Origin of the sequence: Enterobacter cloacae complex sp. P29RS (genome assembly GCF_014893445.1) — a bacterium.
Lineage (GTDB): Bacteria > Pseudomonadota > Gammaproteobacteria > Enterobacterales > Enterobacteriaceae > Enterobacter > Enterobacter intestinihominis.
Map to the genome: position 1 here is coordinate 1 of NZ_JADBPZ010000012.1, position 21,859 is coordinate 21,859.

Sequence of the window (21,859 nt, forward strand, 5' to 3'; positions counted from 1 at the left end):
TCGCTGACAGCCCTCAGTCATTTAGAAAGCAACTTTATTGCTTCTGCATAAAAAAATTACTGGGGATCCCTCAGCCCCGTGGGAGAGGGTTGGGGTGAGGGCATCAGCCCGCACTAAATCTACTTCTCTTCCACCGCCGGCACATCCGGCCACGCGTGGACCACGGCTTTAATCAGCGTCGCCAGCGGAATGGCGAAGAACACGCCCCAGAATCCCCACAGCCCGCCGAAAATCACCACTGACAGGATAATCACCAGCGGATGCAGGTTAACTGCTTCAGAGAACAGCACCGGTACCAGCAGGTTCCCGTCCAGTCCCTGAATAATCAGGTATACGGCGAAACAGCTCCAGAACTCCGTACCCAGACCAAACTGGAACAGCGCCACACCGACTACCGGAATGGTCACCACAAACGCGCCGATATACGGGATCAGAACCGAGAATCCGACCAACACCGCCAGCAGCAGCGAGTAGTTCAGCCCGAAAATCACGAAGCCAATCCAGGTCGCCACGCCCACCACAATCATCTCCAGCACTTTGCCGCGAATGTAGTTGGTGATCTGCTGGTTCATCTCCTGCCAGACCTGTCCTGCGAGACCGCGATTGCGCGGCAGCACGCGGCGCACCGCATTCAGCATCTGCTCTTTATCTTTGACCAGGAAAAACACCATTAGCGGCACGAGAACAAGGTAAACCGCCAGCGTCAGCAACCCCACCAGCGAGGCCAGAGAGTATTTCACCACCGAGTCACCCATGGTCATGATGCGGGCGCGCATGTTTTCGGCCATCGCATCGATGATCCCGGCGTCCATCAGCGCAGGATAGCGGCGCGGCAGCGTGGCGGCAAAATCAGACAGTTTATTCAGCATGCCGGGCATGTCGCGGATCAGGTAGATCCCCTGTTGCCAGGCGATGGGCATCACCACGAAGGACATCAGCAGCAGAATGCCGACAAACAGCACCAGGACAATGCTGGTCGCCCAGCGTCGGGAACAGCCGATATGTTCCAGACGCGCGGTGGGCCACTCCAGCAGATACGCCAGCACAATTGCCACCAGAAGCGGTGCCAACAGGCCACTAAAGAAGAACAGGATACCGAATCCGGCAACCAGAATGACCAGCAAAGCAATGGCTTCCGGATCGCTAAACCGACGCCGATACCACTGCATTAACATTTCGAGCATACAACCCTTCCCTGAATCGAATGGCGGGAGTGAGACGGTGAATTGTATCTAACTGTCACAAAAAAGACTTTCCTTTTTGTTTCACTGTCAGGTTTCGCAAAACCCTGATGAATGGGATTTTCTTCATCTCTTAACACGGCTACACTCGCAGAGCAGCGGAGATGAACGTTATGCGGGTTCATCGGTCAAATTAGCACATCCAACATACAGGACAGTGGTTATGTTCAGGCAGTTGAGAAAAACACTGGTTGCGACACTGATTGCCGCCGTGACGGTGGGTCAGGTGTTGCCCGCTTTCGCTGACTCGTCCGATTCATTGCCGGACATGGGCACCACGGCAGGAAGCACGCTCTCCATCGGGCAGGAGATGCAGATGGGTGATTATTACGTACGCCAGCTGCGCGGCAGTGCTCCGCTGATTAACGACCCTTTGCTGGTGCAGTACATCAACGGTCTGGGGATGCGACTGGTGGCGCACGCAGACTCGGTAAAAACGCCCTTCCACTTCTATTTAATCAATAACGACGAAATCAACGCCTTCGCCTTCTTTGGCGGGAACGTGGTGCTGCATTCGGCGTTGTTCCGTTATTCCGATAACGAAAGCCAGCTGGCGTCCGTCATGGCGCACGAAATTTCGCACGTCACCCAGCGCCATCTGGCGCGTGCGATGGAAGATCAGAAGCGTAACGCCCCCCTGACCTGGGTGGGCGCGCTGGGCTCTATTCTGCTGGCGATGGCCAGCCCGCAGGCCGGGATGGCGGCGCTTACCGGGACACTGGCGGGAACGCGTCAGGGGATGATCAGCTTTACCCAGCAGAACGAGCAGGAAGCAGACCGCATCGGCATTCAGGTTTTACAGCGTTCCGGCTTTGACCCGCAGGCCATGCCGAGCTTCCTGGAAAAACTGCTCGACCAGGCACGCTACTCGTCGCGCCCGCCTGAAATTCTGTTGACCCACCCGTTGCCGGAAAGCCGTCTCTCGGATGCGCGTAACCGTGCTAACCAGATGCGTCCGGTCGTCGTGCAGTCCTCGCAGGATTTCTACATGGCCAAAGTGAGAACGCTTGGCATGTACAACTCCGGACGTAATCAGCTCACCAGCGATCTGCTGGACGCGCTGGCGAAAGGCAACGTGCGCGAGAAGAACGCCGCGCAGTATGGTCAGGCACTCCAGGCGATGGAAGCAAGCAAGTACGATGAAGCGCGTAAAGCGCTACAGCCGCTGCTGGCGTCGGCGCCTGACAATCCGTGGTATCTCGACCTCGCAACCGATATCGATTTAGGACAGAAAAAAGCGACCGATGCGATCAACCGTCTGAAAGGGGCTAAAGACATTCGCAACAATCCGGTATTGCAGCTAAACCTGGCGAACGCCTACTTACAGGGCGGCCAGCCCGGCGAGGCGGTGACCATTCTGAACCGCTATACCTTTAACAATAAAGATGACCAGAACGGCTGGGAGCTGCTCGCCCAGGCCCAGGGGCAACTGGGTAATCGCGATCAGGAGCTGGCCGCGCGTGCGGAAGGTCTGGCGCTGGCGGGGCGCCTCGATCAGGCCATTTCCCTGCTAAGCAGCGCCAGCTCACAGGTGAAGCTCGGCAGCCTGCAACAGGCCCGCTACGATGCGCGAATCGACCAGCTGCGTGGCCTGCAACAACGCTTTAAGCCGTACGAGAAGATGTAATAAAGGAGAAGTCATGACAGACGCGGTAAAAATTTACCATAACCCTCGCTGCTCCAAGAGCCGCGAGACTCTGAATTTGCTGAAGTCTAACGACATCGATCCGGAAGTGGTGTTGTATCTGGAGACGCCCCCGGACGCGCAGACGATCCGCCAGCTGCTGAAGATGCTGAACATGGGCAGCGCACGCGAGCTGATGCGTCAGAAAGAAGATCTGTATAAATCGCTCAATCTGAACGATACCAGTCTCACTGAAGATCGGCTGATTCAGGCGATGGTCGACAATCCAAAGCTGATTGAGCGCCCGATTGTCGTGGCGAACGGCAAGGCGCGTATCGGCCGTCCGCCGGAAGACGTACTCGGGATCGTCTAATCGTTACGCCGCAGCGCTTCCAGAAACGCCTGCGGCGTACTCTCCCCCAGCTTTTTCTGCGCTTTTCCCCGGTTGAAAAATTCACACAGCTGGATCAACAGTTCTCCCGCCGGTTCACTATTCACGCGCGGAATGATCTCACGTAACGGCACGGCGACCTGAAGGGCAAGATAATACTGTGAATGCACTTTTACGATGACGTTATGCTCCGGCAAGTTCACTTCTAGCCCAAAAGTCTCAATAGATTGAATATCAGCCGGACAGGCAGCCAGCACCTCGTTCGTCCAGCGGGTCAGCAACTGCGGCGAGACACCGGCATAAAGCCGGGCGTAGCACCAGCCGCTGACGGGTTCACGCGCCCAGAGCAGGTGTTGCTCCCCACCGTCGTCCATATGCAGCGATAGCGGCTGATGATGCAGAAGTAGCTTCTGCGGCATGATACCGGCCTTCAGTGCCTTTTTGCCCTGCAACGATGCCCCCTTTTGTCTTACCGAAGCCGGTTTGAGGTAGCGGTTCAGGGTCGCGCGGGAAACGGCGATCCCGAGTCCGTCATTCACCAGCAGCAGCAGTTCATCCAGCGGTGCCCCAGTGATATCCCGCAGGGCATTTATCAGTGCCGCCTGCTCTTGTCTCAATGCTTTGTGTATCACTTTTGGCGTTGTGTGGTTATCCGAAACCTGGTCGCGGTTGCGCCAGCGCCTGACGGTGGTGACCGAGATCCCCAGTTCAACAGCTAGCTCTCTGTCGCTTTTATCTGACTGCTGAAGATAGCGACGGATACGCGGTGTGGTGGTGGCGTTAGCATGCAGTTTGATTTCCATCGCGTCCCTCTCCGCAACTAATCTCATGAGATTTATAGTAGAGCAGCGAATGCTTTGTGACCGATTTCACCTTTCGCTCGCCGCGCTTCACTGATAATCCACAGACATAACATAAACAACACCTCTCAATCTTGTACGGAGTTCACAATGAACAATGTTCTGGGATTTCTTGAAGCAAAACTGATGCCGCTGGCGGCGAAAACGGCCCAGCAGCGTCATCTTGGGGCCATTCGTGGGGCCTACGTTTCATTCATGCCGTTTATCATCGTCGGCTCCATCCTGCTGGTGATCTCCTCCTTCCCGAATCAGGCCTATCAGCAGTTTATGTCTCAGGCCTTTGGTGAGAGCTGGAGTGCGATTATAGAGATTCCATTCAACGCGGTATTCTCAACCATGTCGCTGTTTATCAGCTTCCTGGTGGCCTACCGCCTGGCTGAGCACTATGGCGAGGACCGCATCTCCTGCGGCATCCTGGCGCTGGTCGCCTTCCTGATCCTGACGCCCTTTATCAAAGTGGCGGAAAACGGCGGCATTACCGTGATGCCGGTGGAGTGGATTGGCAGCAAAGGGTTGTTTGTGGCGATGATCGGTTCCCTGCTGTGGACGGAACTGTTCTGCTGGCTGAAGCGCAAAAAGCTGGTCATCAAAATGCCGGACGGCGTACCTCCGGCGGTGCAGGAGTCGTTCGCGGCGCTGATCCCGGCCCTGCTGGTGATGATTCTGGTGCTTATTATCCGCATCATATTTGAAAACACCCACTACCACACCATCCACCAGTTTATTTATGAAGTGGTTGCCACCCCGGTGCGCCACTACGGCACCTCTTATTTCGGTGCGCTGATGACCGTATTCAGTATCACCATTCTGTGGTCAGTGGGCATTAACTCCGGTTCGATGATCAACGGCATTATTCGCCCGCTGTGGATGGAAAACCAGACCGACAACATCGCCGCGATCCAGGCGGGAACGACACCGCCGCACATTATCACGGAACAGTTTTTTGACATGATCTGGATGGGGGGCGCGGGGGCCACGCTGTCGCTGGTGATTGCGATGTTGATTTTCGCCCGCAGCAAAAACATGCGAGAAGTGGCGCGCCTCGGCGCAGGAGCCTCGGTATTTAACATCAACGAACCGATCCTGTTTGGCCTGCCGGTGATCATGAACCCGATCATGCTCATCCCGTTTAATCTGGTGCCGCTGGTGCTGGTCACCGTGCAGTATGCGGCGATGAAAATTGGCGCGGTCGCCGTCACCACCGGGGTGTTTATTCCCTGGACGCTGCCGCCGGTTATCAGCGGCTTTATCGTCACCGGGCACCTGAGCGGCAGCGTGATGCAGCTGATCAACCTGCTGATTGGCGCCATGCTGTACCTGCCTTTCATGCGTATCGTGGATAAACAGTACCGCGCCGCGGAGCTGACTACCGCTACGCAACCCGACACCACCCTTGCAAAACAGGAGTAAAGCATGTGGGGAATTATCGCAACCTGGCGAATGGCACTTGAAGGGGTAACGGAATCCGCGTCTGCCCTGGCGGCGGGAAAACCGGTCGCTTCGGCGGTGGTCGATGCCGTCGCTGCCGTGGAAGACTTTCCGCTGTATAAATCCGTCGGCTACGGTGGCCTGCCGACCGAGAACGGCGAGGTGGAGCTGGACGCGGCGTATATGGACGGCGACACGCTGGCGTTCGGCGCCGTGGGGAATCTGGTGGATATCGCCAACCCGGTGCGCGTGGCGCACGCGCTCAGCCGTCAGCGCTATAACAGCCTGCTGGTCGGCCAGGGCGCGCGCGAATGGGCGCTGAGCCAGGGCTTTGCCGGCAAAACTATGCTCACGGATCGCGCCATGCAGCACTACCGCAAGCGCTGCCGCGAAACGCTGGATAAGGGGTTAAGCCCCTACGACGGACATGACACCGTCGGCATCATTGGCCTTGATAAACAGGGTTCGATGAGCGTCGCCACCTCCACCAGTGGCCTGTTTATGAAAAAACGCGGTCGCCTCGGTGACTCACCCATCATCGGCTCCGGCTTTTACTGCGACAGCGAAACCGGCGCGGCCACCGCCACAGGCGTCGGTGAAGACCTGATGAAGGGCTGTACCAGCTACGAAATCGTTCGCCGGATGGCGCAAGGGATGACGCCGCAGCAGGCGGCGGATTCAGTCGTATTCGAACTGGAAGACAAGCTGATGTCGCGCTTCGGTCGCGCGGGCGATCTCTCCGTGGTGTGCATGAACAACCAGGGTGAATTTGGCGCCTCGACCAACATAAAAACCTTCTCGTTCGTGGTGGCGACGGCTCGCCAGCCCCTCACCGTTTTTCGTACTGAACGCCTGCGGGAGAAAACGCACTATCACGCGGTAGATGAGGAGTGGATGCAGGCCTATGCCGCACGGATCCGCGCGCCGATTGAGGAATCATGATGATCACGTACCAGTTTATCAACGCGCTTTCAGACGCGAAGCCGAACAACCATTTGATTGCGCGCGCTGACAGTTCCCTGTTACCGGATAGCGCTCTTGTCGCTGAAATGCGCCAGCAGAGCACCGTCGCGGACGCGCGCTTTGGCTGCGCGCCGTTTGCGCGCATTACTCTGTTGCCGGACACGATCTGGCATGACGCCCTGACCGAAGGGTTGCTCACCGCCCTGCGACCGCTGCTTACCGCCCCCGCCAGCGCCGAACTCGTGCTGGACGTGACGGATATCGACGATGTGGTGCTGGCGCAGGTGCTGCGTTTTCTCTTTAATCAGGCGCACAGGCTCAGTGACCTGAAGCTGAAGAAGACGAACGAAGCGGTGCGTCTTACCTGCATCACTGCCCTCTGCCTGCCGGAACAGCAGGCGAAGCTGGAGACGACCTTCCGCCAGCAGCAGGCCATTGCGCTCGGCATGATCGCGGCGCGACGTCTGGCGGATATGCCGTCCGACCGCTGCACGCCGCAGTTTGTGGTGGAAGAGGCGCAAAAACTGTGTGCCGCCAGCCCTGCCCTGCGCTGCGAGGTGCTGAACGAAAAAGATATTGCTGAGCAGGGTCTTGGACTGCTGCACGCCGTTGGCAAAGGGGCGACCTGCCCGCCGCGTCTGCTGGCTATTCATTATGATGGTGCCAACGACGGCCCGATGCGCTGCTACGTGGGAAAAGGCATTACCTTTGACACCGGCGGCCTGTGGCTGAAGGAAGGCGCGGGCATGTACACCATGAAATATGACATGTGCGGCGCGGCCAACGTACTGGGGCTGATGCTGACCGTTGCGGAGCTGAAATTACCCGTGCGCATCATGGGCGTGCTGGCGCTGGCGGAAAACGCCATCGGCCCCGACGCCATGCAGCCCGGCACGGTGGCAACAGCCTGTAACGGAACCACCGTTGAAATCAATAATACCGATGCCGAGGGCCGGCTGGTGCTGGCTGACGCCATTGCCTGGGCCAGCCAGCGGTACCCGCAGGCCCGCTACATCATTGATATGGCGACTTTGACGGGCGCAGTGGTGAAAGCGCTGGGGTATGAGCTGAGCGGGCTGATGACCCAGGATGAACCGCTGCGCGCCGCGTTGACGCAGGCAGGCAAACGGAGCGGTGACGAGGTGTGGTCTCTGCCGCTGGACGCACGGCTGAAAAAGCAGACCGACAGCGCGATTGCCGATCTGTGCAATACGCCGACTAACAATGCGGCGATAAGCGCCTCGGCGGCGTGGCTGCTGCATCACTTCTGTCCGCCGGCGATCCCCTGGGCACATCTGGATATCAGCGGGACGGCGCTGTGGCGTGAGAACGGCAGAAGCGTGGCGTCGGGAAGACCGATTCCGCTGCTGGTTGAGCACCTGATGGGGGATCTTTAGCCCGGTGGCGCTGCGCTTACCGGGCCTACGGGTGCCAAATGTAGGCCGGGTAAGGCGCAGCCGCCACCCGGCATAACTACAGCTTAAGAATATCTTTCACAAACGGAATGGTCAGCTTGCGCTGGGCGGTGATGGAGGCGCGATCGAGCTGATCGAGCGTATCAAAGAGCGTGCGCATCTCCCGATCCAGACGCTTGAGCAGGAAGCGGCCTACGTCTTCCGGCAGTTCAAATCCGCGCAGTCTGGCGCGCAACTGAAGTGCCTGGAGTTTGTCTTCATCCGACAGCGGTTGCAGCTTGTAGATTTGCCCCCAGTCCAGACGAGACGCCAGATCCGGCAGCCCCAGATTGAGCTGACGCGGCGGACGATCGCCGGTGATCAGCAGCCGGGTTTTGCCCGACTCCAGAATGCGGTTGTAGAGGTTAAAGATCGCCATTTCCCACGGCTCGTCTCCCGCCACGCATTCAATATTATCGATGCAGACCAGGGAGAGATGTTCCATGCCCTCCAGCACTTCAGGCACAAACCAGGTGCGTTTATCCAGCGGCACATAGCCTACCGCGTCACCGCGCGCCGAAAGTTCCGCACAGGCGGCATGCAGCAGGTGGCTGCGTCCCGCGCCTTCGCGTGACCAGATATAGATGTATCCGCTGTGTTCCTGGCGCAGCACGTTTTGCAGTGCAGCCAGTAAAGAGGGGTTATCACCCGGCCAGAAACTCGCGAAAGTTTCGTCGTCAGGGAGATAAAGTGGCAGAGAGAGCTGTGCCGGTCCGTTCAGAAATACCTCAACCAGAGATCTTACATAAAATCGGAATGGAGTTTAACACGGAACCAGCAAGGAGAGAACCGGGCGGATCGTCCGCCCGGTTAAAGGATCAATGTGGTGCTTTTTCGCTATCGTCAGCGTCCAGGATTTCTTCTTCCGGACGAATGACCGAGATCAGCTTGAAAATCAGGCTCAGGCCCACGCCGACGATGGTCGCCAGCGCCATACCCTTCAGCTCTGCCGCGCCGATGTGCACCTTCGCGCCGCTCACGCCGATGATCAGGATAACGGAGGTCAGGATCAGGTTCTGCGCCTTGCTGTAATCCACTTTGGATTCAATCAGCACGCGAATACCGGACGCACCGATCACCCCGTACAGCAGCAGGGAAACGCCGCCCATCACCGGAACCGGGATAATCTGGATCGCCGCCGCCAGTTTGCCGACGCAGGAGAGCAGAATAGCGATGATCGCCGCGCCGCCGATAACCCAGGTGCTGTAGACGCGGGTGATCGCCATTACGCCGATGTTCTCCCCGTAAGTCGTGTTTGGCGTGGAGCCGAAGAAACCGGAGATGATGGTGGAGAAACCGTTGGCAAACATGGAGCGATGAAGGCCCGGGTCGCGGATCAGGTCACGCTTCACGATGTTCGCCGTCACCACCAGGTGGCCAACGTGCTCAGCAATCACCACCAGTGCAGCAGGCAGAATGGTGAAGATAGCAAACCATTCGAAGCGTGGGGTGTAGAAGGTCGGCAGCGCGAACCAGTGTGCCTCGGCAATCGGTGTGGTATCCACAACGCCCATCACGAAGGAGAGCGCGTAACCCGCCAGCACGCCGATCAGGATCGGGATAATCGCCATAAAGCCGCGGAACAGGACGGAACCGAAAACCGTCACGCCCAGCGTCACCAGCGAAATAATAATGGTTTTAGAATCCGGTGACTGACCGTCCGCAGGCAGCAGCCCAGCCATGTTCGCCGCGACACCCGCCAGTTCCAGGCCGATGACGGCAACGATTGCCCCCATTGCCGCAGGCGGGAACATCACGTCCAGCCAGCCGGTACCCGCTTTCTTCACGATGAAGGAGACCAGGCAGAACAGCACGCCGCACATGATAAAGCCGCCCAGCGCGACCTCGTAACCCAGCGGCAGCAACAGCAGTACCGGGGAGATAAACGCGAAGCTCGACCCGAGATAGGCCGGGATTTTGCCTTTACAGATGAAGAGGTAAAGCAGCGTACCGATGCCGTTAAACAGCAGCACGGTAGCCGGGTTAATGTGAAACAGGATTGGCACCAGCACGGTTGCGCCAAACATGGCGAACAGGTGCTGCAAACTAAGCGGGATTGTCTGTAAAAGCGGCGGTCTTTCACTCACCCCGATAGCACGGCGCGTCATAGTGTTTTCCTCTGAGTGTCATTGTTGGTTTTTATTCAAAAAAAAGCCGACTATCAAAGTCGGCTTCTTTATCGTTATTCGATTATTTAGTCCCAAAAATCTTATCGCCGGCATCGCCGAGCCCCGGGATGATGTACCCGTGCTCGTTCAGTCCCTGGTCGACAGACGCGGTATAGAGTTCAACGTCCGGGTGCGCTTTTTCCAGCGCCGCGATACCTTCCGGCGCCGCGACCAGCACCAGCACTTTGATGCTGCTGCAGCCTGCTTGTTTCAGCAGGTCAATGGTGGCGATCATCGAACCACCGGTCGCCAGCATCGGGTCAACTACCAGCGCCATACGCTCATCAATGTTAGAGACCAGCTTCTGGAAGTATGGGACCGGCTCAAGCGTCTCTTCGTTACGGTAGATACCCACCACGCTGATACGCGCGCTTGGGACGTGCTCCAGCACGCCTTCCATCATGCCCAGACCCGCACGCAGGATTGGCACCACGGTAATTTTTTTACCTTTGATCTGCTCAACCTGTACCGGGCCGTTCCAGCCTTCGATGGTCACTTTTTCCGTTTCCAGATCAGAGGTCGCTTCGTAGGTCAGCAGGCTACCCACTTCAGAAGCCAGTTCGCGAAAACGCTTCGTGCTGATGTCATGCTCACGCATCAGGCCCAACTTGTGTTTAACGAGTGGGTGTTTCACTTCCACAATCTTCATTCTCTTTCTCCTCTGAGGTGGCATCCGCAAAAAAATCGCGGGATTATACCGCTTTTTTCGGATTGCGCCATACCCATGTTGCTTGATGTACATCAATCAAAAACAAAAAAGCCGGAGGCTGGGCTCCGGTTTGGGTGCGGGGTCTTGCCCGGTGGCGCTGCGCTTACGCGGGCCTACGTGTAGTGTAGGTCGGGTAAGCGTTAGCGCCACCCGACAATTACAGGTTATCGCCGTTGCTCGCAATCACCTGCTTATACCAGTCGAACGATTTCTTCTTGCTGCGGTTCAGCGTGCCGTTACCTTCGTTATCTTTATCGACAAAGATAAAACCGTAGCGTTTCTTCATCTCGCCAGTGCCGGCAGAGACCAGGTCGATACAGCCCCACGGGGTATAGCCCATCAGATCCACGCCGTCTTCCACCACCGCTTTTTTCATCTCGCGGATGTGGGCGGAAAGGTAGTCGATGCGGTACTGGTCGTTCACCGTGCCGTCGCTCTCCAGCACGTCGATCGCGCCAAAGCCGTTTTCCACAATAAACAGCGGCAGCTGATAGTGATCCCAGAACCAGTTCAGAGAGTAGCGCAGCCCGACAGGATCGATCTGCCAGCCCCAGTCCGATTTCTGCACGTACGGGTTAGAAACCAGGCTCTTGCTCTCGTCGTAATCCAGCGTCGGATTATCCGCCGTCGCTTTGGTGGCGAACGACATGTAGTAGCTGAACCCGATGTAATCCACGCAGCCCTGCGTCAACGCCACTTTATCTTCTTCGGTGATATCCAGCGCGAAGCCGCGACGTTCAAAGTAGTTGAGCAGATGCTGCGGATACTTGCCGCGCACGTGAACGTCGGTGAACCAGTAGCGGCGATGCATGGCGTTCATCGCCATCATCATGTCGTCCGGGGCACAGGTCAGCGGATAGATGGGGCACATGGCAATCATGCAGCCGATGTGTAGTGATGGGTTGATCTTGCGCCCCGCTTTCACCGCCAGGGCGCTGGCCACCAGCTCATAGTGCGCCGCCTGGAACATCACCGGCTCGCGATCTTCTCCCGGGGCATATTTCAGCCCGGAGTTGGTAAACGGCGCAAAGTCTTCGTGAAAGTTGGCCTGGTTATTGATCTCGTTAAAGGTCATCCAGTACTTCACTTTATGCTGATAGCGCTCAAAAACGACCTTCGCGAAGCGGACAAAGAAGTCGATCAGCTTACGGTTACGCCAGCCGCCGTATTCCGTTACGAGGTGGAAAGGCATCTCGAAGTGGGAAAGCGTGATCACCGGCTCGATGCCGTGCTTCAGGCACTCGTCGAAAAGATCGTCATAGAATTTGAGTCCCGCTTCGTTCGGCTCCAGCTCGTCGCCTTTAGGGAAGATACGCGTCCAGGCAATGGAGGTGCGGAAGCATTTGAACCCCATCTCGGCAAAGAGTTTGATGTCTTCTTTATAGCGGTGGTAAAAGTCGATGGCTTCGTGGTTTGGGTAATTTTTCCCCTCCAGCACGCCGTTGGTGATTTTACGCGGTACCCCGTGGGCACCTGCCGTCATGACATCGGCAACGCTCACGCCCTTGCCGCCCTCTTTCCAGCCGCCTTCAAGCTGGTGCGCCGCAACGGCCCCACCCCACAGAAAACCTGCTTTAAATCCTGACATTCGCTTTCCCTCATTCTGCGTTATTTTCTGCAAAAACAGTTACAGAAACCGGTTTCATTTTGATGATGTGCAAAGGGGATATCCGTTGCAAGCAGATCGCCGAAACCGGTTTCATTTTCGTGAACAGAGTCAAGTTTGTTGCCCTGGACAGTCCGCACAGAAAAAAAGATCCTCGCGCCGAGAATAGGCTCGCAAACGTTTGCCTGGACTGTTAGAATTGCGCCGATTTTTCTTACTAGCTATGCAATCGCGTGGGGATTTAAGCCGTGACCAACAAAACTTCTCTCAGCTACAAAGATGCCGGTGTTGATATTGACGCAGGTAATGCGCTGGTTGACCGAATCAAAGGTGTGGTGAAAAAAACCCGCCGCCCGGAAGTGATGGGTGGCCTGGGTGGATTCGGCGCACTGTGCGCGCTGCCGCAAAAATATCGTGAACCTGTGCTGGTCTCGGGTACGGATGGTGTCGGTACAAAACTGCGCCTGGCGATGGATCTTAAGCGTCACGATACGATTGGTATTGATCTGGTGGCGATGTGCGTCAACGACCTGGTGGTACAGGGCGCTGAGCCGCTGTTCTTCCTGGATTACTACGCGACCGGCAAGCTGGATGTGGATACCGCAGCCAGCGTCATTAACGGTATCGCCGAAGGCTGTCTGCAATCCGGCTGTGCGCTGGTCGGCGGTGAAACCGCTGAAATGCCCGGCATGTATCACGGTGAAGATTATGACGTCGCAGGCTTCTGCGTCGGCGTGGTAGAAAAATCAGAAATTATCGACGGCAGCAAAGTGGCTGACGGCGATGTGCTGGTTGCGCTGGCCTCCAGCGGTCCGCACTCCAACGGCTACTCTCTGGTGCGTAAGATCCTCGAAGTGAGCGGTTGCGACCCGCTGACCACCGAGCTGGACGGCAAACCGCTGGCCGATCACCTGCTGGCCCCGACCCGCATCTACGTGAAAAACGTGCTGGAGCTGATTGAGAACGTTGACGTGCACGCCATCGCTCACCTTACTGGCGGCGGCTTCTGGGAAAACATTCCGCGCGTGCTGCCGGACAATACCCAGGCGGTGATCGACGCCTCCTCATGGCAGTGGCCGTCCGTCTTCAACTGGCTGCAAACCGCAGGCAACGTGAGCGAGCATGAAATGTACCGCACCTTTAACTGCGGCGTGGGCATGGTTATCGCCCTGCCCGCCAGCGAAGCGGATAAAGCGGTTAAGCTGCTGACAGAAAAAGGTGAAAACGCGTGGAAAATCGGTACGATTAAAGCTTCCGATTCCGAACAGCGTGTGGTCATTGAATGAAAAACATCGTGGTGCTCATTTCCGGCAACGGAAGCAATTTGCAGGCAATCATAGACGCCTGCAAACAGAAGAAAATCAATGGCACCATTCGGGCAGTATTCAGCAACAAGGCCGATGCGTTCGGCCTTGAGCGCGCGCGGGAAGCGAACATTCCTGCGCACGCGCTGGAAGCCAGCCAGTTCGCCGGGCGTGAAGCCTTTGACCGTGAGCTGGTGCAGGAGATTGACGCCTACGCGCCTGACGTGGTGGTGCTGGCGGGCTACATGCGTATCCTGAGCCCGGCCTTCGTCGCGCATTACAACGGACGTTTGCTGAATATCCACCCTTCTCTTCTGCCGAAATATCCTGGCCTGCATACCCATCGTCAGGTGCTGGAGAACGGCGATGAGGAGCATGGTACCTCCGTGCATTTCGTTACCGACGAGCTGGACGGCGGTCCGGTCATTTTGCAGGCAAAAGTACCGGTCTTTGACGGTGACAACGAAGACGACGTGACCGAACGTGTACAGGCTCAGGAACATGCCATTTATCCGCTGGTGGTAAGCTGGTTTGTTGACGGCCGTCTTGAGATGCGCGACGGTGCCGCCTGGCTGGACGGCGTGAAGTTGCCCCCGCAGGGTCATGTGGCTGAAGAGTAGTTTGTTCTGTCGGGTGGCGCTGCGCTTACCCGACCTACATATTGCATTACCCGATATTCCCTTCTCCAACCCCCTAAAATCCCCAACAAAAAAAATAACTGTCATACTTTTCTGGCACTGTTGGACATATCGTGGAAATGCTCGCCATAATAAGGACGAGACGGATTTACCACGTCCTGTGATTGAACTGGAGTGTGAGCTGTAATGGGTCAGGAAAAGTTATATATCGAGAAAGAGCTAAGCTGGTTAGCATTCAACGAACGTGTACTTCAGGAAGCGGCCGATAAAAGCAACCCGCTGATTGAGCGTATGCGTTTTTTAGGCATCTATTCCAACAATCTGGATGAGTTCTACAAGGTTCGCTTCGCCGAACTGAAACGCCGAATCATCATCAGCGAAGAACAGGGCTTAAACTCCCACTCGCGGCATCTGCTTGGAAAAATCCAGTCTCGCGTCATGAAAGCCGATCAGGAATTTGATGGCCTCTATAACGAGCTGCTGCTGGAAATGGCACGCAACCAAATCTTCTTGATCAACGAACGCCAGCTCTCCGCGAATCAGCAAAACTGGCTGCGCCACTATTTCAAACACTATCTGCGCCAGCATATCACCCCGATTCTGATCAACCGTGAAACCGATCTGGTGCAGTTCCTGAAAGATGATTACACCTATCTGGCGGTAGAAATCATTCGTGGTGAGACCATTAACTACGCGCTGCTGGAAATACCGTCTGATAAAGTCCCGCGCTTTGTAAATCTGCCGCCGGAAACCCCGCGCCGACGTAAGCCGATGATCCTGCTGGATAACATTCTGCGCTACTGTCTGGACGATATCTTCAAAGGTTTCTTCGATTACGACGCGCTCAACGCCTACTCGATGAAGATGACCCGTGATGCCGAGTACGATCTGGTGCATGAGATGGAGGCCAGCCTGATGGAACTGATGTCTTCCAGCCTCAAGCAGCGCCTGACGGCAGAGCCGGTGCGTTTTGTCTATCAGCGCGATATGCCGGACGCGATGGTGGAGATGCTGCGCGATAAGCTGACCATCTCCCGCTACGACTCCATAATCCCCGGTGGGCGTTACCACAACTTTAAAGATTTCATTGGCTTCCCGAACGTCGGCAAAGCCAATCTGGTAAACAAACCGCTGCCGCGCCTGCGCCATATCTGGTTCGATAAATTCCGCAACGGGTTCGATGCCATCCGCGAGCGGGATGTGCTGCTCTACTATCCGTATCACACCTTTGAACACGTGCTGGAATTGCTGCGTCAGGCCTCGTTCGATCCGAACGTGCTGGCGATTAAAATCAACATTTATCGCGTGGCGAAAGATTCCCGCATCATCGATGCGATGATCCACGCGGCGCACAACGGCAAGAAAGTGACCGTGGTGGTTGAGCTCCAGGCTCGCTTCGACGAAGAGGCCAACATCCACTGGGCACGCCGACTGACGGAAGCGGGCGTGCACGTCATCTTCTCCGCGCCGGGGCTGAAAATTCACGCCAAGTTGTTCCTGATCTCCCGTAAAGAGGGCGACGACGTGGTGCGCTACGCCCATATCGGTACCGGGAACTTTAACGAGAAAACCGCGCGTATTTACACCGACTATTCGCTGCTGACTGCCGATGCCCGCATCACCAACGAAGTGCGTCGGGTGTTCAACTTCATTGAGAACCCGTACCGCCCGGTGAGCTTCGATTATCTGCTGGTGTCACCGCAGAACTCACGGCGCCTGCTGTACGATATGATCGACAAAGAGATTGCCAATGCGCAGAACGGCTTGTCGTCCGGCATCACGCTGAAGCTCAACAATCTGGTGGACAAAGGCCTGGTGGATCGCCTGTATGCGGCCTCCAGCTCCGGCGTTCCGGTAAATCTGCTCATTCGCGGCATGTGCTCGCTCATTCCGGAACTGGAAGGCATCAGCGACAACATCCGCGTGATCAGCATTGTGGATCGCTATCTTGAACACGATCGCGTCTATATTTTCGATAACGCCGGTGATAAGCGCGTATACCTCTCGTCCGCCGACTGGATGACGCGTAACATTGATTACCGTATTGAAGTGGCGGCACCGCTGCTGGATCCTCGCCTGAAGCAGCGTATCCTGGACATTATTGAGATCCTGTTCAGCGATACGGTGAAAGCACGTTATATCGACAAAGAACTCAGTAATCGCTATGTACCGCGCGGCAATCGCCGTAAAGTGCGGTCGCAGCTGGCGATTTACGATTACATCAAATCACTTGAGCAACCCGATTAACCTATGCCAATAAACGATAATACCCCACGCCCGCAGGAGTTCGCTGCGGTCGATCTTGGCTCAAACAGTTTCCATATGGTCATCGCCCGCGAGGTGGATGGCGCGATGCAGATCATCGGTCGTCTGAAGCAGCGCGTGCATCTGGCCGATGGGCTCGACGCGCGTAACATGCTGAGCGAAGAGGCAATGGAGCGCGGGCTTAACTGCCTGTCGCTGTTCGCAGAACGTCTGCAAGGCTTTTCGCCGTCCAGCGTCTGCATCGTCGGGACGCATACGCTACGCCAGGCGCTGAACGCGCCGGAATTTCTTAAGCGCGCGGAAAAGGTTATCCCCTACCCGATTGAGATCATCTCTGGTAACGAAGAAGCGCGCCTGATTTTTATGGGCGTGGAGCATACGCAGCCGGAAAAAGGCCGCAAGCTGGTGATTGATATCGGCGGAGGCTCAACCGAACTGGTGATTGGCGAAGATTTCGAGCCGCGTCTGGTTGAAAGCCGCCGTATGGGCTGCGTCAGCTTCGCGCAAATGTATTTTCCGGGCGGCGTCATCACCCGCGAAAACTTCCAGCGCGCGCGCATGGCCGCCGTGCAAAAACTGGAAAATCTGGCCTGGCAGTATCGTATTCAGGGCTGGAACGTGGCGCTGGGCGCATCGGGGTCGATTAAAGCGGCCCATGAAGTGCTGCTGGCGATGGGTGAAAAGGACGGGTTTATTACGCCTGAGCGCCTGGTGAAACTCACCGAAGAGGTGCTTAAGCACAAGAGCTTCGACGCCCTGAGTCTGCCGGGCTTGTCCGACGAGCGTAAAGCGGTGTTCGTACCGGGGCTGGCGATCCTCTGCGGCGTGTTTGACGCGCTGGCGATCAAAGAGCTGCGCCTCTCTGACGGCGCCCTGCGCGAAGGTGTGCTGTATGAGATGGAAGGCCGTTTCCGTCATCAGGATATTCGCAGCCGCACCGCGCAGAGCCTTGCCAACCAGTACAATATCGACCGCGAACAGGCGAAACGGGTGCTGGAAACCACGGTTCAGATGTACGAGCAGTGGGAGGAGCAGAATCCAAAGCTGGCGCATCCGCAGCTGGCCGCGCTGTTAAAATGGGCCGCGATGCTGCATGAGGTGGGGCTGAACATTAACCACAGCGGAATGCATCGCCATTCAGCCTATATTCTGCAAAATAGCGATCTGCCTGGCTTCAACCAGGAGCAGCAAACCATGATGGCGACGCTGGTGCGCTATCACCGCAAAGCCATCAAGCTCGACGATCTGCCGCGCTTTACGCTATTTAAGAAAAAGCAGTTCCTGCCACTCATTCAGCTTCTGCGCCTGGGCGTGCTGCTCAATAATCAGCGACAGGCGACCACCACGCCGCCGACGTTGAAGCTTAAAACGGATGACTATCACTGGACGCTGAGCTTCCCGCACGACTGGTTTAGCCAGAACGCGCTGGTGCTGCTGGATCTGGAAAAAGAGCAGCAGTACTGGGAAGCGGTCACCGGCTGGCTGTTGAAGATTGAAGAAGAGAGTTCTGAGGCGGCAGCGTAACGGCTAAGGCGTTCTCCTGAGAAGGCTGTGTTTCGAGCAACGTATCAAGCTCAACTGGCAATCCAATCAAGTAGCCCTGCACATAATCGATACCTAGCGCGTGCACCGCGCTACGTATCTCTTCTGTTTCCACACATTCCGCCACCACCAGCATTTTCTTCATCCGGGCCAGATGGCAAATGGATGCCACGATCTGGTAATCCAGGCTGTTGCTGACAATATTGCGAATAAAGCCGCCGTCGATTTTGAGAATGTCGGCGTCCACGCTTTTTAACCGCGCATAGCTGGCGTAGCCGGTGCCAAAATCATCAATGGCGATCCGTATTCCCATTTTTTGCAATTGCCTGAGGGTGGATGCCGCCAGATCCGCATGACCAAAGGCGCTACTTTCGGTCACTTCAAAGATCAGCTGCCATGCTTCAACGGCATATCTGGCTAACAGGCGGCTCACTTCAAGCGGGAACTGCGCCCGGTAGACGGTTGAAGGTGCGAGGTTGATGGCAAAGCGCTGGCCCGGCAAACGCTGGCGGTGCTGTGCCAGGAAACTCAACGTACGCTCCAGTACCCATAAATCGACACGCGACGATAAACCAAACTCCTGTGCTATGGGCAGGAACTGCTCGGGAAAGATCAGCGCCCCGTTATCATCACGCATTCGCAGCAGCACTTCGTGGTAATGATCGCCGCGCAGGCCGCGAACGGGCTGAACTAACAGGCTAAAAGCGTTCTGCTCCAGCGCTGTCTGCAAACGGCTCATCATCGCCACCTTATCTTTCAGGCTACGCTGCAAGTGAACAGCCCCGCGCTGCTGAAGATTTTCCGGGTGATTCGTTGAGAGGGAGAGGTCAGCCACGATGCCCAGTTCCCCCAGCACCAGATAGAGGTGATTGACGGGTGAGCGTACATAGCAGTAGCTCACGCCAACCTGAGGCTGCACCGGCATACCATCCCAGATAAAAACAAACTGCTTAATATGCTCGTCCAGCGTCTCAATGCGCTGTTGATGCGACTCCGCCTCCAGACGCACCGCCATGTCATATCCGGTGAGGTGATAGACTTGCTCTTTTGGCTGAAGGGTGCCATTTATCCATTGCGCCAGCTGCTGTTTATACTGGATCCGTAGCAGTACGCCGTAATTACGCCCCAGCACTTCCAGCTCGGGCACGCGCAGTAAACAGAGCGCCGACCAGGGGTTACTGGCCAGCTCTCGCGACAGCGCCCGCAGGTTGGGCATATGCACCACCGGATCGAGAAAAGCCTGACTGCGGGAGCGAATATTGATGGTCCGCTGGCGTGTCGCCAGCATCGACATGTACGTCACAACGAAGGAAAAGACCAGATAGCTGGATGAAGTGATCGCCAGCTGAATGCCATAACCCCCCTGCACCGGAATGTAGTGATAAAAAAAGTGAATCGACACCAGCAGGACCGGCGTCCAGATGATTGACATCAGCTTGTAGCCAAAGCGCATCGCCCCCCAGAGCATCACGGGCATCAGCAGTGACAAAGTGTAGTTGGTGCTGAAAATGGAACTGTTTTCATTCATGGGCAGCAGCAGCATGGCCAGCAACCCACCAAGAGCTAAAAACCACACCACAAACTCAACGGCCGTCACCTTTTTGTCTATTTGCGTGCGGAGCTGGGACATCAGTCCCTTGATATAGCGCGGATGACGTATCAGGCGGATCAGCAGGTAGCTTAGCGGCACACCCGTCAGCCCGCTCACCAGCAGCCCCTGATAGTTAATAAGGGTCCGAATATTGAGGGGATTCAATCCTGCAAGGCTCTGGCGGCTCTCATAGACCCCGAGATAAACCGCAAACTGAAATAGCACCAGAAAAAGCGTTGCCGGGCAAAACACCTGCCAGAAGATACGTTGCCCCATCAGGCGTATGTCACCGTAAGCGGTCATATTGCGTCGGGGCGCAAACACGCGGTAACCGCCCCAGCTGAGCACCAGGGGGACGATAAAATGTAGAATGCCGGTCACGGTTTCAAACAGCCCAACGGACGGGTAATAACGTAAAAACAGCGACACCACCACTCCGGGAAGGGCTTCCAGGCCAAAGAACAACATCAGCGTCAGCAGAAAGGAGAGCGGGAGATAATAGAGCGCAACGATACCGTCGCCCAGCTGCGTTAAGGTATTAGCCACACTAAGCACCGGGAGTAACACGACGGGTAATATAAGAGGAAGTGCCCACCAGCGGTCTTTATTTTGCTTCAGGATGTGGTGAATATTCATAGATGCTCGTTTACAACCCTTGCGCTCCAGAGGGTAAATGAAGACAGGCATCCAACCTGACGTACACGATGCCCGGAAAATTCCTGGCAAGCACAGTGGAGGTGGGATTTTAAATATCAACGACGAGATGCCGTTGACCTAAATCAAATTAATTTATCTGAATAAACATTTCTTACGTTTTATTTGAATATTTTTCCTGTAATTATCAATGCGATAAATAAAAGCGTTGTTTTTAATAACATAAATTAATGTAAGCATTGACGGTATTTTACATTTCGCTGAATTGACCCCGTCTTGCGGCTGTGCCTTAATAGCCGTATCGCCCAAAAGGGTATACTCAGGAAAAGAAAGTGAGTCAGGCTACGCGTATGCGAAAACGACATCGATTTAACACCCGGATGACCCGCATCATACTGCTCATCAGTTTCCTGTTTTTCTTTGGCCGCTTTGTTTATTCCTCCATTGGCGCCTGGTATCACCATCAGGACAAAATTCAGTCGCAGCAATCAGGCCTCGTAGTGGATTCGCCCGAGCGCTAACGTCCATGTTCACGCTGTAACAGCCGAATAATCACCGTCATCCCTTTGCTGAGGATCTTATCCTGACGCATCACTATCGCCAGTTGCCGGCGCAGAACGGGCGTTAACGATTGAACGCGTAATCCCTCCCGGTCGTCGGCATGCTCTACCGCCATTCGCGGCACAATACTGTAGCCCAGCCCTGCACGTACCATGCGTTTGATGGCCTCAATACTGCCAAGCTGCATAACCGGTGAGACGGCTAGTCCGCGGGCTTCAAACCAGCCGTCAATCAACGTTCGCGTACCGCTGCCCGACTCAAACGCAATGAGCGGCTGAGCGTATAAAGAGTCTGGCGTAAACTGCTCCCCTTCTTCCAGCTGAACCTGCGCGCTAATCCAGACAAACTCTTCCTCCATCGCGTGCATAATCGCCAACGTACGACCGCTCGCCGGTAGCGTGACCAGCCCCATATCCAGCCGATTCTCCTCAATCGCCCTGACGATATCCGGCGTATTTCCCGTCGTCACTCCGATCCGTAACAGGGGATACTCCTCACGAAGCTGCTGCAACAGCGCTGGAAGCAGATGAATACAGGCCGTCGCGCCCGTGCCGAGCGTGATGGTGCCGCTCACTTCCTGATTGAACGCGCTAACCGAACGAATTGTCTCCTCAACCGCCAGTTCAAGACGTTCACCGTGCACCCGTAGCGCCTCACCGGCAGCAGTGGCTTTGATTCCACGCCCCGTACGTTCGATCAGCCGCGTCTGAAGAAACTGCTCTAGCTGGCGTATTTGCAGGCTGACGGCGGGCTGGGAAATACCCATTACATCTGCTGCCGCAGAAAAGCTGCCGCGTTGAACGACCAGACGAAAAGTGGCGAGGTGTCCCAGATTGAGCGTCGTCATGCAAAGTTTCTCT

At 56.1% G+C, this 21,859-nt stretch carries 18 protein-coding genes; 10 read left to right on the forward strand and 8 right to left on the reverse strand.

All coding sequences use genetic code 11. The annotated features are described in order from the left end of the window. Positions 1-119: 119 nt before the first annotated feature. Entirely contained in the window at positions 120-1,184 is a 1,065-nt protein-coding gene (locus IM282_RS10785; RefSeq protein ID WP_003860546.1) for an AI-2E family transporter, read from the reverse strand. Positions 1,185-1,404: 220 nt separating this feature from the next. Between IM282_RS10785 and bepA the strand changes: the two genes are divergently transcribed. Together bepA and arsC are read left to right on the forward strand one after the other, a co-directional pair. Continuing rightward, positions 1,405-2,868 carry a beta-barrel assembly-enhancing protease gene (bepA, locus tag IM282_RS10790; protein WP_003860547.1) on the forward strand — a complete coding sequence of 488 codons (1,464 nt, stop codon included), beginning with the start codon at positions 1,405-1,407 and terminating at the stop codon, positions 2,866-2,868. Between the two features lie 13 nt (positions 2,869-2,881). Next, complete coding sequence (gene arsC, locus IM282_RS10795) at positions 2,882-3,238, forward strand: arsenate reductase (glutaredoxin) (protein WP_022648973.1); 357 nt, start codon at positions 2,882-2,884, stop codon at positions 3,236-3,238. Here the strand turns inward: arsC and IM282_RS10800 are convergent. After that, positions 3,235-4,059 (reverse strand): homeodomain-like domain protein, encoded by an 825-nt coding sequence (locus IM282_RS10800; protein ID WP_032623803.1) that lies wholly within the window; start codon positions 4,057-4,059, stop codon positions 3,235-3,237. The genes arsC and IM282_RS10800 overlap by 4 nt on opposite strands. Positions 4,060-4,206: 147 nt before the next feature. Between IM282_RS10800 and celB the strand changes: the two genes are divergently transcribed. From celB to IM282_RS10815, 3 genes are read left to right on the forward strand one after another with little or no spacing between them, the layout of a single operon-like run. Beyond that, on the forward strand, positions 4,207-5,526 hold the full coding sequence (gene celB, locus IM282_RS10805) for a PTS cellobiose transporter subunit IIC (protein ID WP_023306683.1): 1,320 nt from the start codon (positions 4,207-4,209) through the stop codon (positions 5,524-5,526). 3 nt (positions 5,527-5,529) lie between these two features. Further along, positions 5,530-6,486 carry a N(4)-(beta-N-acetylglucosaminyl)-L-asparaginase gene (locus IM282_RS10810; protein ID WP_192970391.1) on the forward strand — a complete coding sequence of 319 codons (957 nt, stop codon included), beginning with the start codon at positions 5,530-5,532 and terminating at the stop codon, positions 6,484-6,486. Beyond that, positions 6,486-7,904: a M17 family metallopeptidase gene (locus IM282_RS10815; protein ID WP_063850019.1), complete on the forward strand. Its 1,419-nt coding sequence runs from the start codon at positions 6,486-6,488 to the stop codon at positions 7,902-7,904. The genes IM282_RS10810 and IM282_RS10815 overlap by 1 nt, the downstream gene beginning before the upstream one ends. A gap of 76 nt (positions 7,905-7,980) precedes the next feature. On the opposite strand, the gene IM282_RS10820 is transcribed toward IM282_RS10815, so the two are convergent. The 4 genes from IM282_RS10820 to IM282_RS10835 form a co-directional block, all read right to left on the reverse strand. After that, the gene (locus IM282_RS10820; protein ID WP_211482948.1) at positions 7,981-8,682 is read right to left on the reverse strand and encodes a DnaA inactivator Hda; all 702 of its coding nucleotides are present in this window, start codon (positions 8,680-8,682) and stop codon (positions 7,981-7,983) included. A 97-nt stretch (positions 8,683-8,779) separates the two neighbouring features. Beyond that, positions 8,780-10,069 (reverse strand): uracil permease, encoded by a 1,290-nt coding sequence (gene uraA, locus IM282_RS10825; RefSeq protein WP_022648978.1) that lies wholly within the window; start codon positions 10,067-10,069, stop codon positions 8,780-8,782. Between the two features lie 82 nt (positions 10,070-10,151). Continuing rightward, a complete protein-coding gene (gene upp, locus IM282_RS10830) occupies positions 10,152-10,778 on the reverse strand; it encodes a uracil phosphoribosyltransferase (RefSeq protein ID WP_022648979.1) in 627 nt (208 codons plus the stop codon). Positions 10,779-10,995: 217 nt separating this feature from the next. After that, a complete protein-coding gene (locus tag IM282_RS10835; RefSeq protein WP_192970392.1) occupies positions 10,996-12,426 on the reverse strand; it encodes a 6-phospho-beta-glucosidase in 1,431 nt (476 codons plus the stop codon). A gap of 266 nt (positions 12,427-12,692) precedes the next feature. On the opposite strand from IM282_RS10835, the gene purM reads away from it, so the two are divergent. From purM to ppx, 4 genes are all read left to right on the forward strand, one after another. Next, positions 12,693-13,730, forward strand: coding sequence for a phosphoribosylformylglycinamidine cyclo-ligase (purM, locus tag IM282_RS10840; protein WP_023300680.1), 1,038 nt, complete (start codon positions 12,693-12,695; stop codon positions 13,728-13,730). Next, positions 13,727-14,368 (forward strand): phosphoribosylglycinamide formyltransferase, encoded by a 642-nt coding sequence (gene purN, locus IM282_RS10845; protein WP_192970393.1) that lies wholly within the window; start codon positions 13,727-13,729, stop codon positions 14,366-14,368. Before purM ends, purN begins: the two co-directional genes overlap by 4 nt. A 204-nt stretch (positions 14,369-14,572) precedes the next feature. Beyond that, positions 14,573-16,633, forward strand: a complete 2,061-nt coding sequence (gene ppk1, locus IM282_RS10850) for a polyphosphate kinase 1 (protein WP_006811494.1) — start codon at positions 14,573-14,575, stop codon at positions 16,631-16,633. A 3-nt stretch (positions 16,634-16,636) separates the two neighbouring features. After that, positions 16,637-18,175, forward strand: coding sequence for an exopolyphosphatase (gene ppx / locus IM282_RS10855; protein WP_003860570.1), 1,539 nt, complete (start codon positions 16,637-16,639; stop codon positions 18,173-18,175). On the opposite strand, the gene IM282_RS10860 is transcribed toward ppx, so the two are convergent. Beyond that, on the reverse strand, positions 18,123-20,420 hold the full coding sequence (locus tag IM282_RS10860) for an EAL domain-containing protein (RefSeq protein ID WP_058646175.1): 2,298 nt from the start codon (positions 20,418-20,420) through the stop codon (positions 18,123-18,125). The genes ppx and IM282_RS10860 overlap by 53 nt on opposite strands. A gap of 368 nt (positions 20,421-20,788) precedes the next feature. Between IM282_RS10860 and IM282_RS10865 the strand changes: the two genes are divergently transcribed. Further along, positions 20,789-20,959 carry a YfgG family protein gene (locus IM282_RS10865; protein ID WP_017383512.1) on the forward strand — a complete coding sequence of 57 codons (171 nt, stop codon included), beginning with the start codon at positions 20,789-20,791 and terminating at the stop codon, positions 20,957-20,959. Here the strand turns inward: IM282_RS10865 and IM282_RS10870 are convergent. Continuing rightward, on the reverse strand, positions 20,956-21,846 hold the full coding sequence (locus tag IM282_RS10870) for a LysR family transcriptional regulator (RefSeq protein WP_023300684.1): 891 nt from the start codon (positions 21,844-21,846) through the stop codon (positions 20,956-20,958). The two genes, IM282_RS10865 and IM282_RS10870, sit on opposite strands and share 4 nt — an antisense overlap. Positions 21,847-21,859 lie beyond the last annotated feature (13 nt).

Bases quoted from the DNA above. Each gene is read 5' to 3' on its own strand.
- IM282_RS10865 (WP_017383512.1), top strand. From the start codon at position 20,789: ATGCGAAAACGACATCGATTTAACACCCGGATGACCCGCATCATACTG.
- IM282_RS10800 (WP_032623803.1), bottom strand. From the start codon at position 4,059: ATGGAAATCAAACTGCATGCTAACGCCACCACCACACCGCGTATCCGT.
- IM282_RS10785 (WP_003860546.1), bottom strand. From the start codon at position 1,184: ATGCTCGAAATGTTAATGCAGTGGTATCGGCGTCGGTTTAGCGATCCG.
- IM282_RS10860 (WP_058646175.1), bottom strand. From the start codon at position 20,420: ATGAATATTCACCACATCCTGAAGCAAAATAAAGACCGCTGGTGGGCA.
- IM282_RS10810 (WP_192970391.1), top strand. From the start codon at position 5,530: ATGTGGGGAATTATCGCAACCTGGCGAATGGCACTTGAAGGGGTAACG.
- uraA (WP_022648978.1), bottom strand. From the start codon at position 10,069: ATGACGCGCCGTGCTATCGGGGTGAGTGAAAGACCGCCGCTTTTACAG.
- IM282_RS10815 (WP_063850019.1), top strand. From the start codon at position 6,486: ATGATCACGTACCAGTTTATCAACGCGCTTTCAGACGCGAAGCCGAAC.
- ppx (WP_003860570.1), top strand. From the start codon at position 16,637: ATGCCAATAAACGATAATACCCCACGCCCGCAGGAGTTCGCTGCGGTC.
- celB (WP_023306683.1), top strand. From the start codon at position 4,207: ATGAACAATGTTCTGGGATTTCTTGAAGCAAAACTGATGCCGCTGGCG.
- IM282_RS10870 (WP_023300684.1), bottom strand. From the start codon at position 21,846: ATGACGACGCTCAATCTGGGACACCTCGCCACTTTTCGTCTGGTCGTT.
- IM282_RS10835 (WP_192970392.1), bottom strand. From the start codon at position 12,426: ATGTCAGGATTTAAAGCAGGTTTTCTGTGGGGTGGGGCCGTTGCGGCG.
- arsC (WP_022648973.1), top strand. From the start codon at position 2,882: ATGACAGACGCGGTAAAAATTTACCATAACCCTCGCTGCTCCAAGAGC.
- ppk1 (WP_006811494.1), top strand. From the start codon at position 14,573: ATGGGTCAGGAAAAGTTATATATCGAGAAAGAGCTAAGCTGGTTAGCA.
- bepA (WP_003860547.1), top strand. From the start codon at position 1,405: ATGTTCAGGCAGTTGAGAAAAACACTGGTTGCGACACTGATTGCCGCC.
- upp (WP_022648979.1), bottom strand. From the start codon at position 10,778: ATGAAGATTGTGGAAGTGAAACACCCACTCGTTAAACACAAGTTGGGC.
- purN (WP_192970393.1), top strand. From the start codon at position 13,727: ATGAAAAACATCGTGGTGCTCATTTCCGGCAACGGAAGCAATTTGCAG.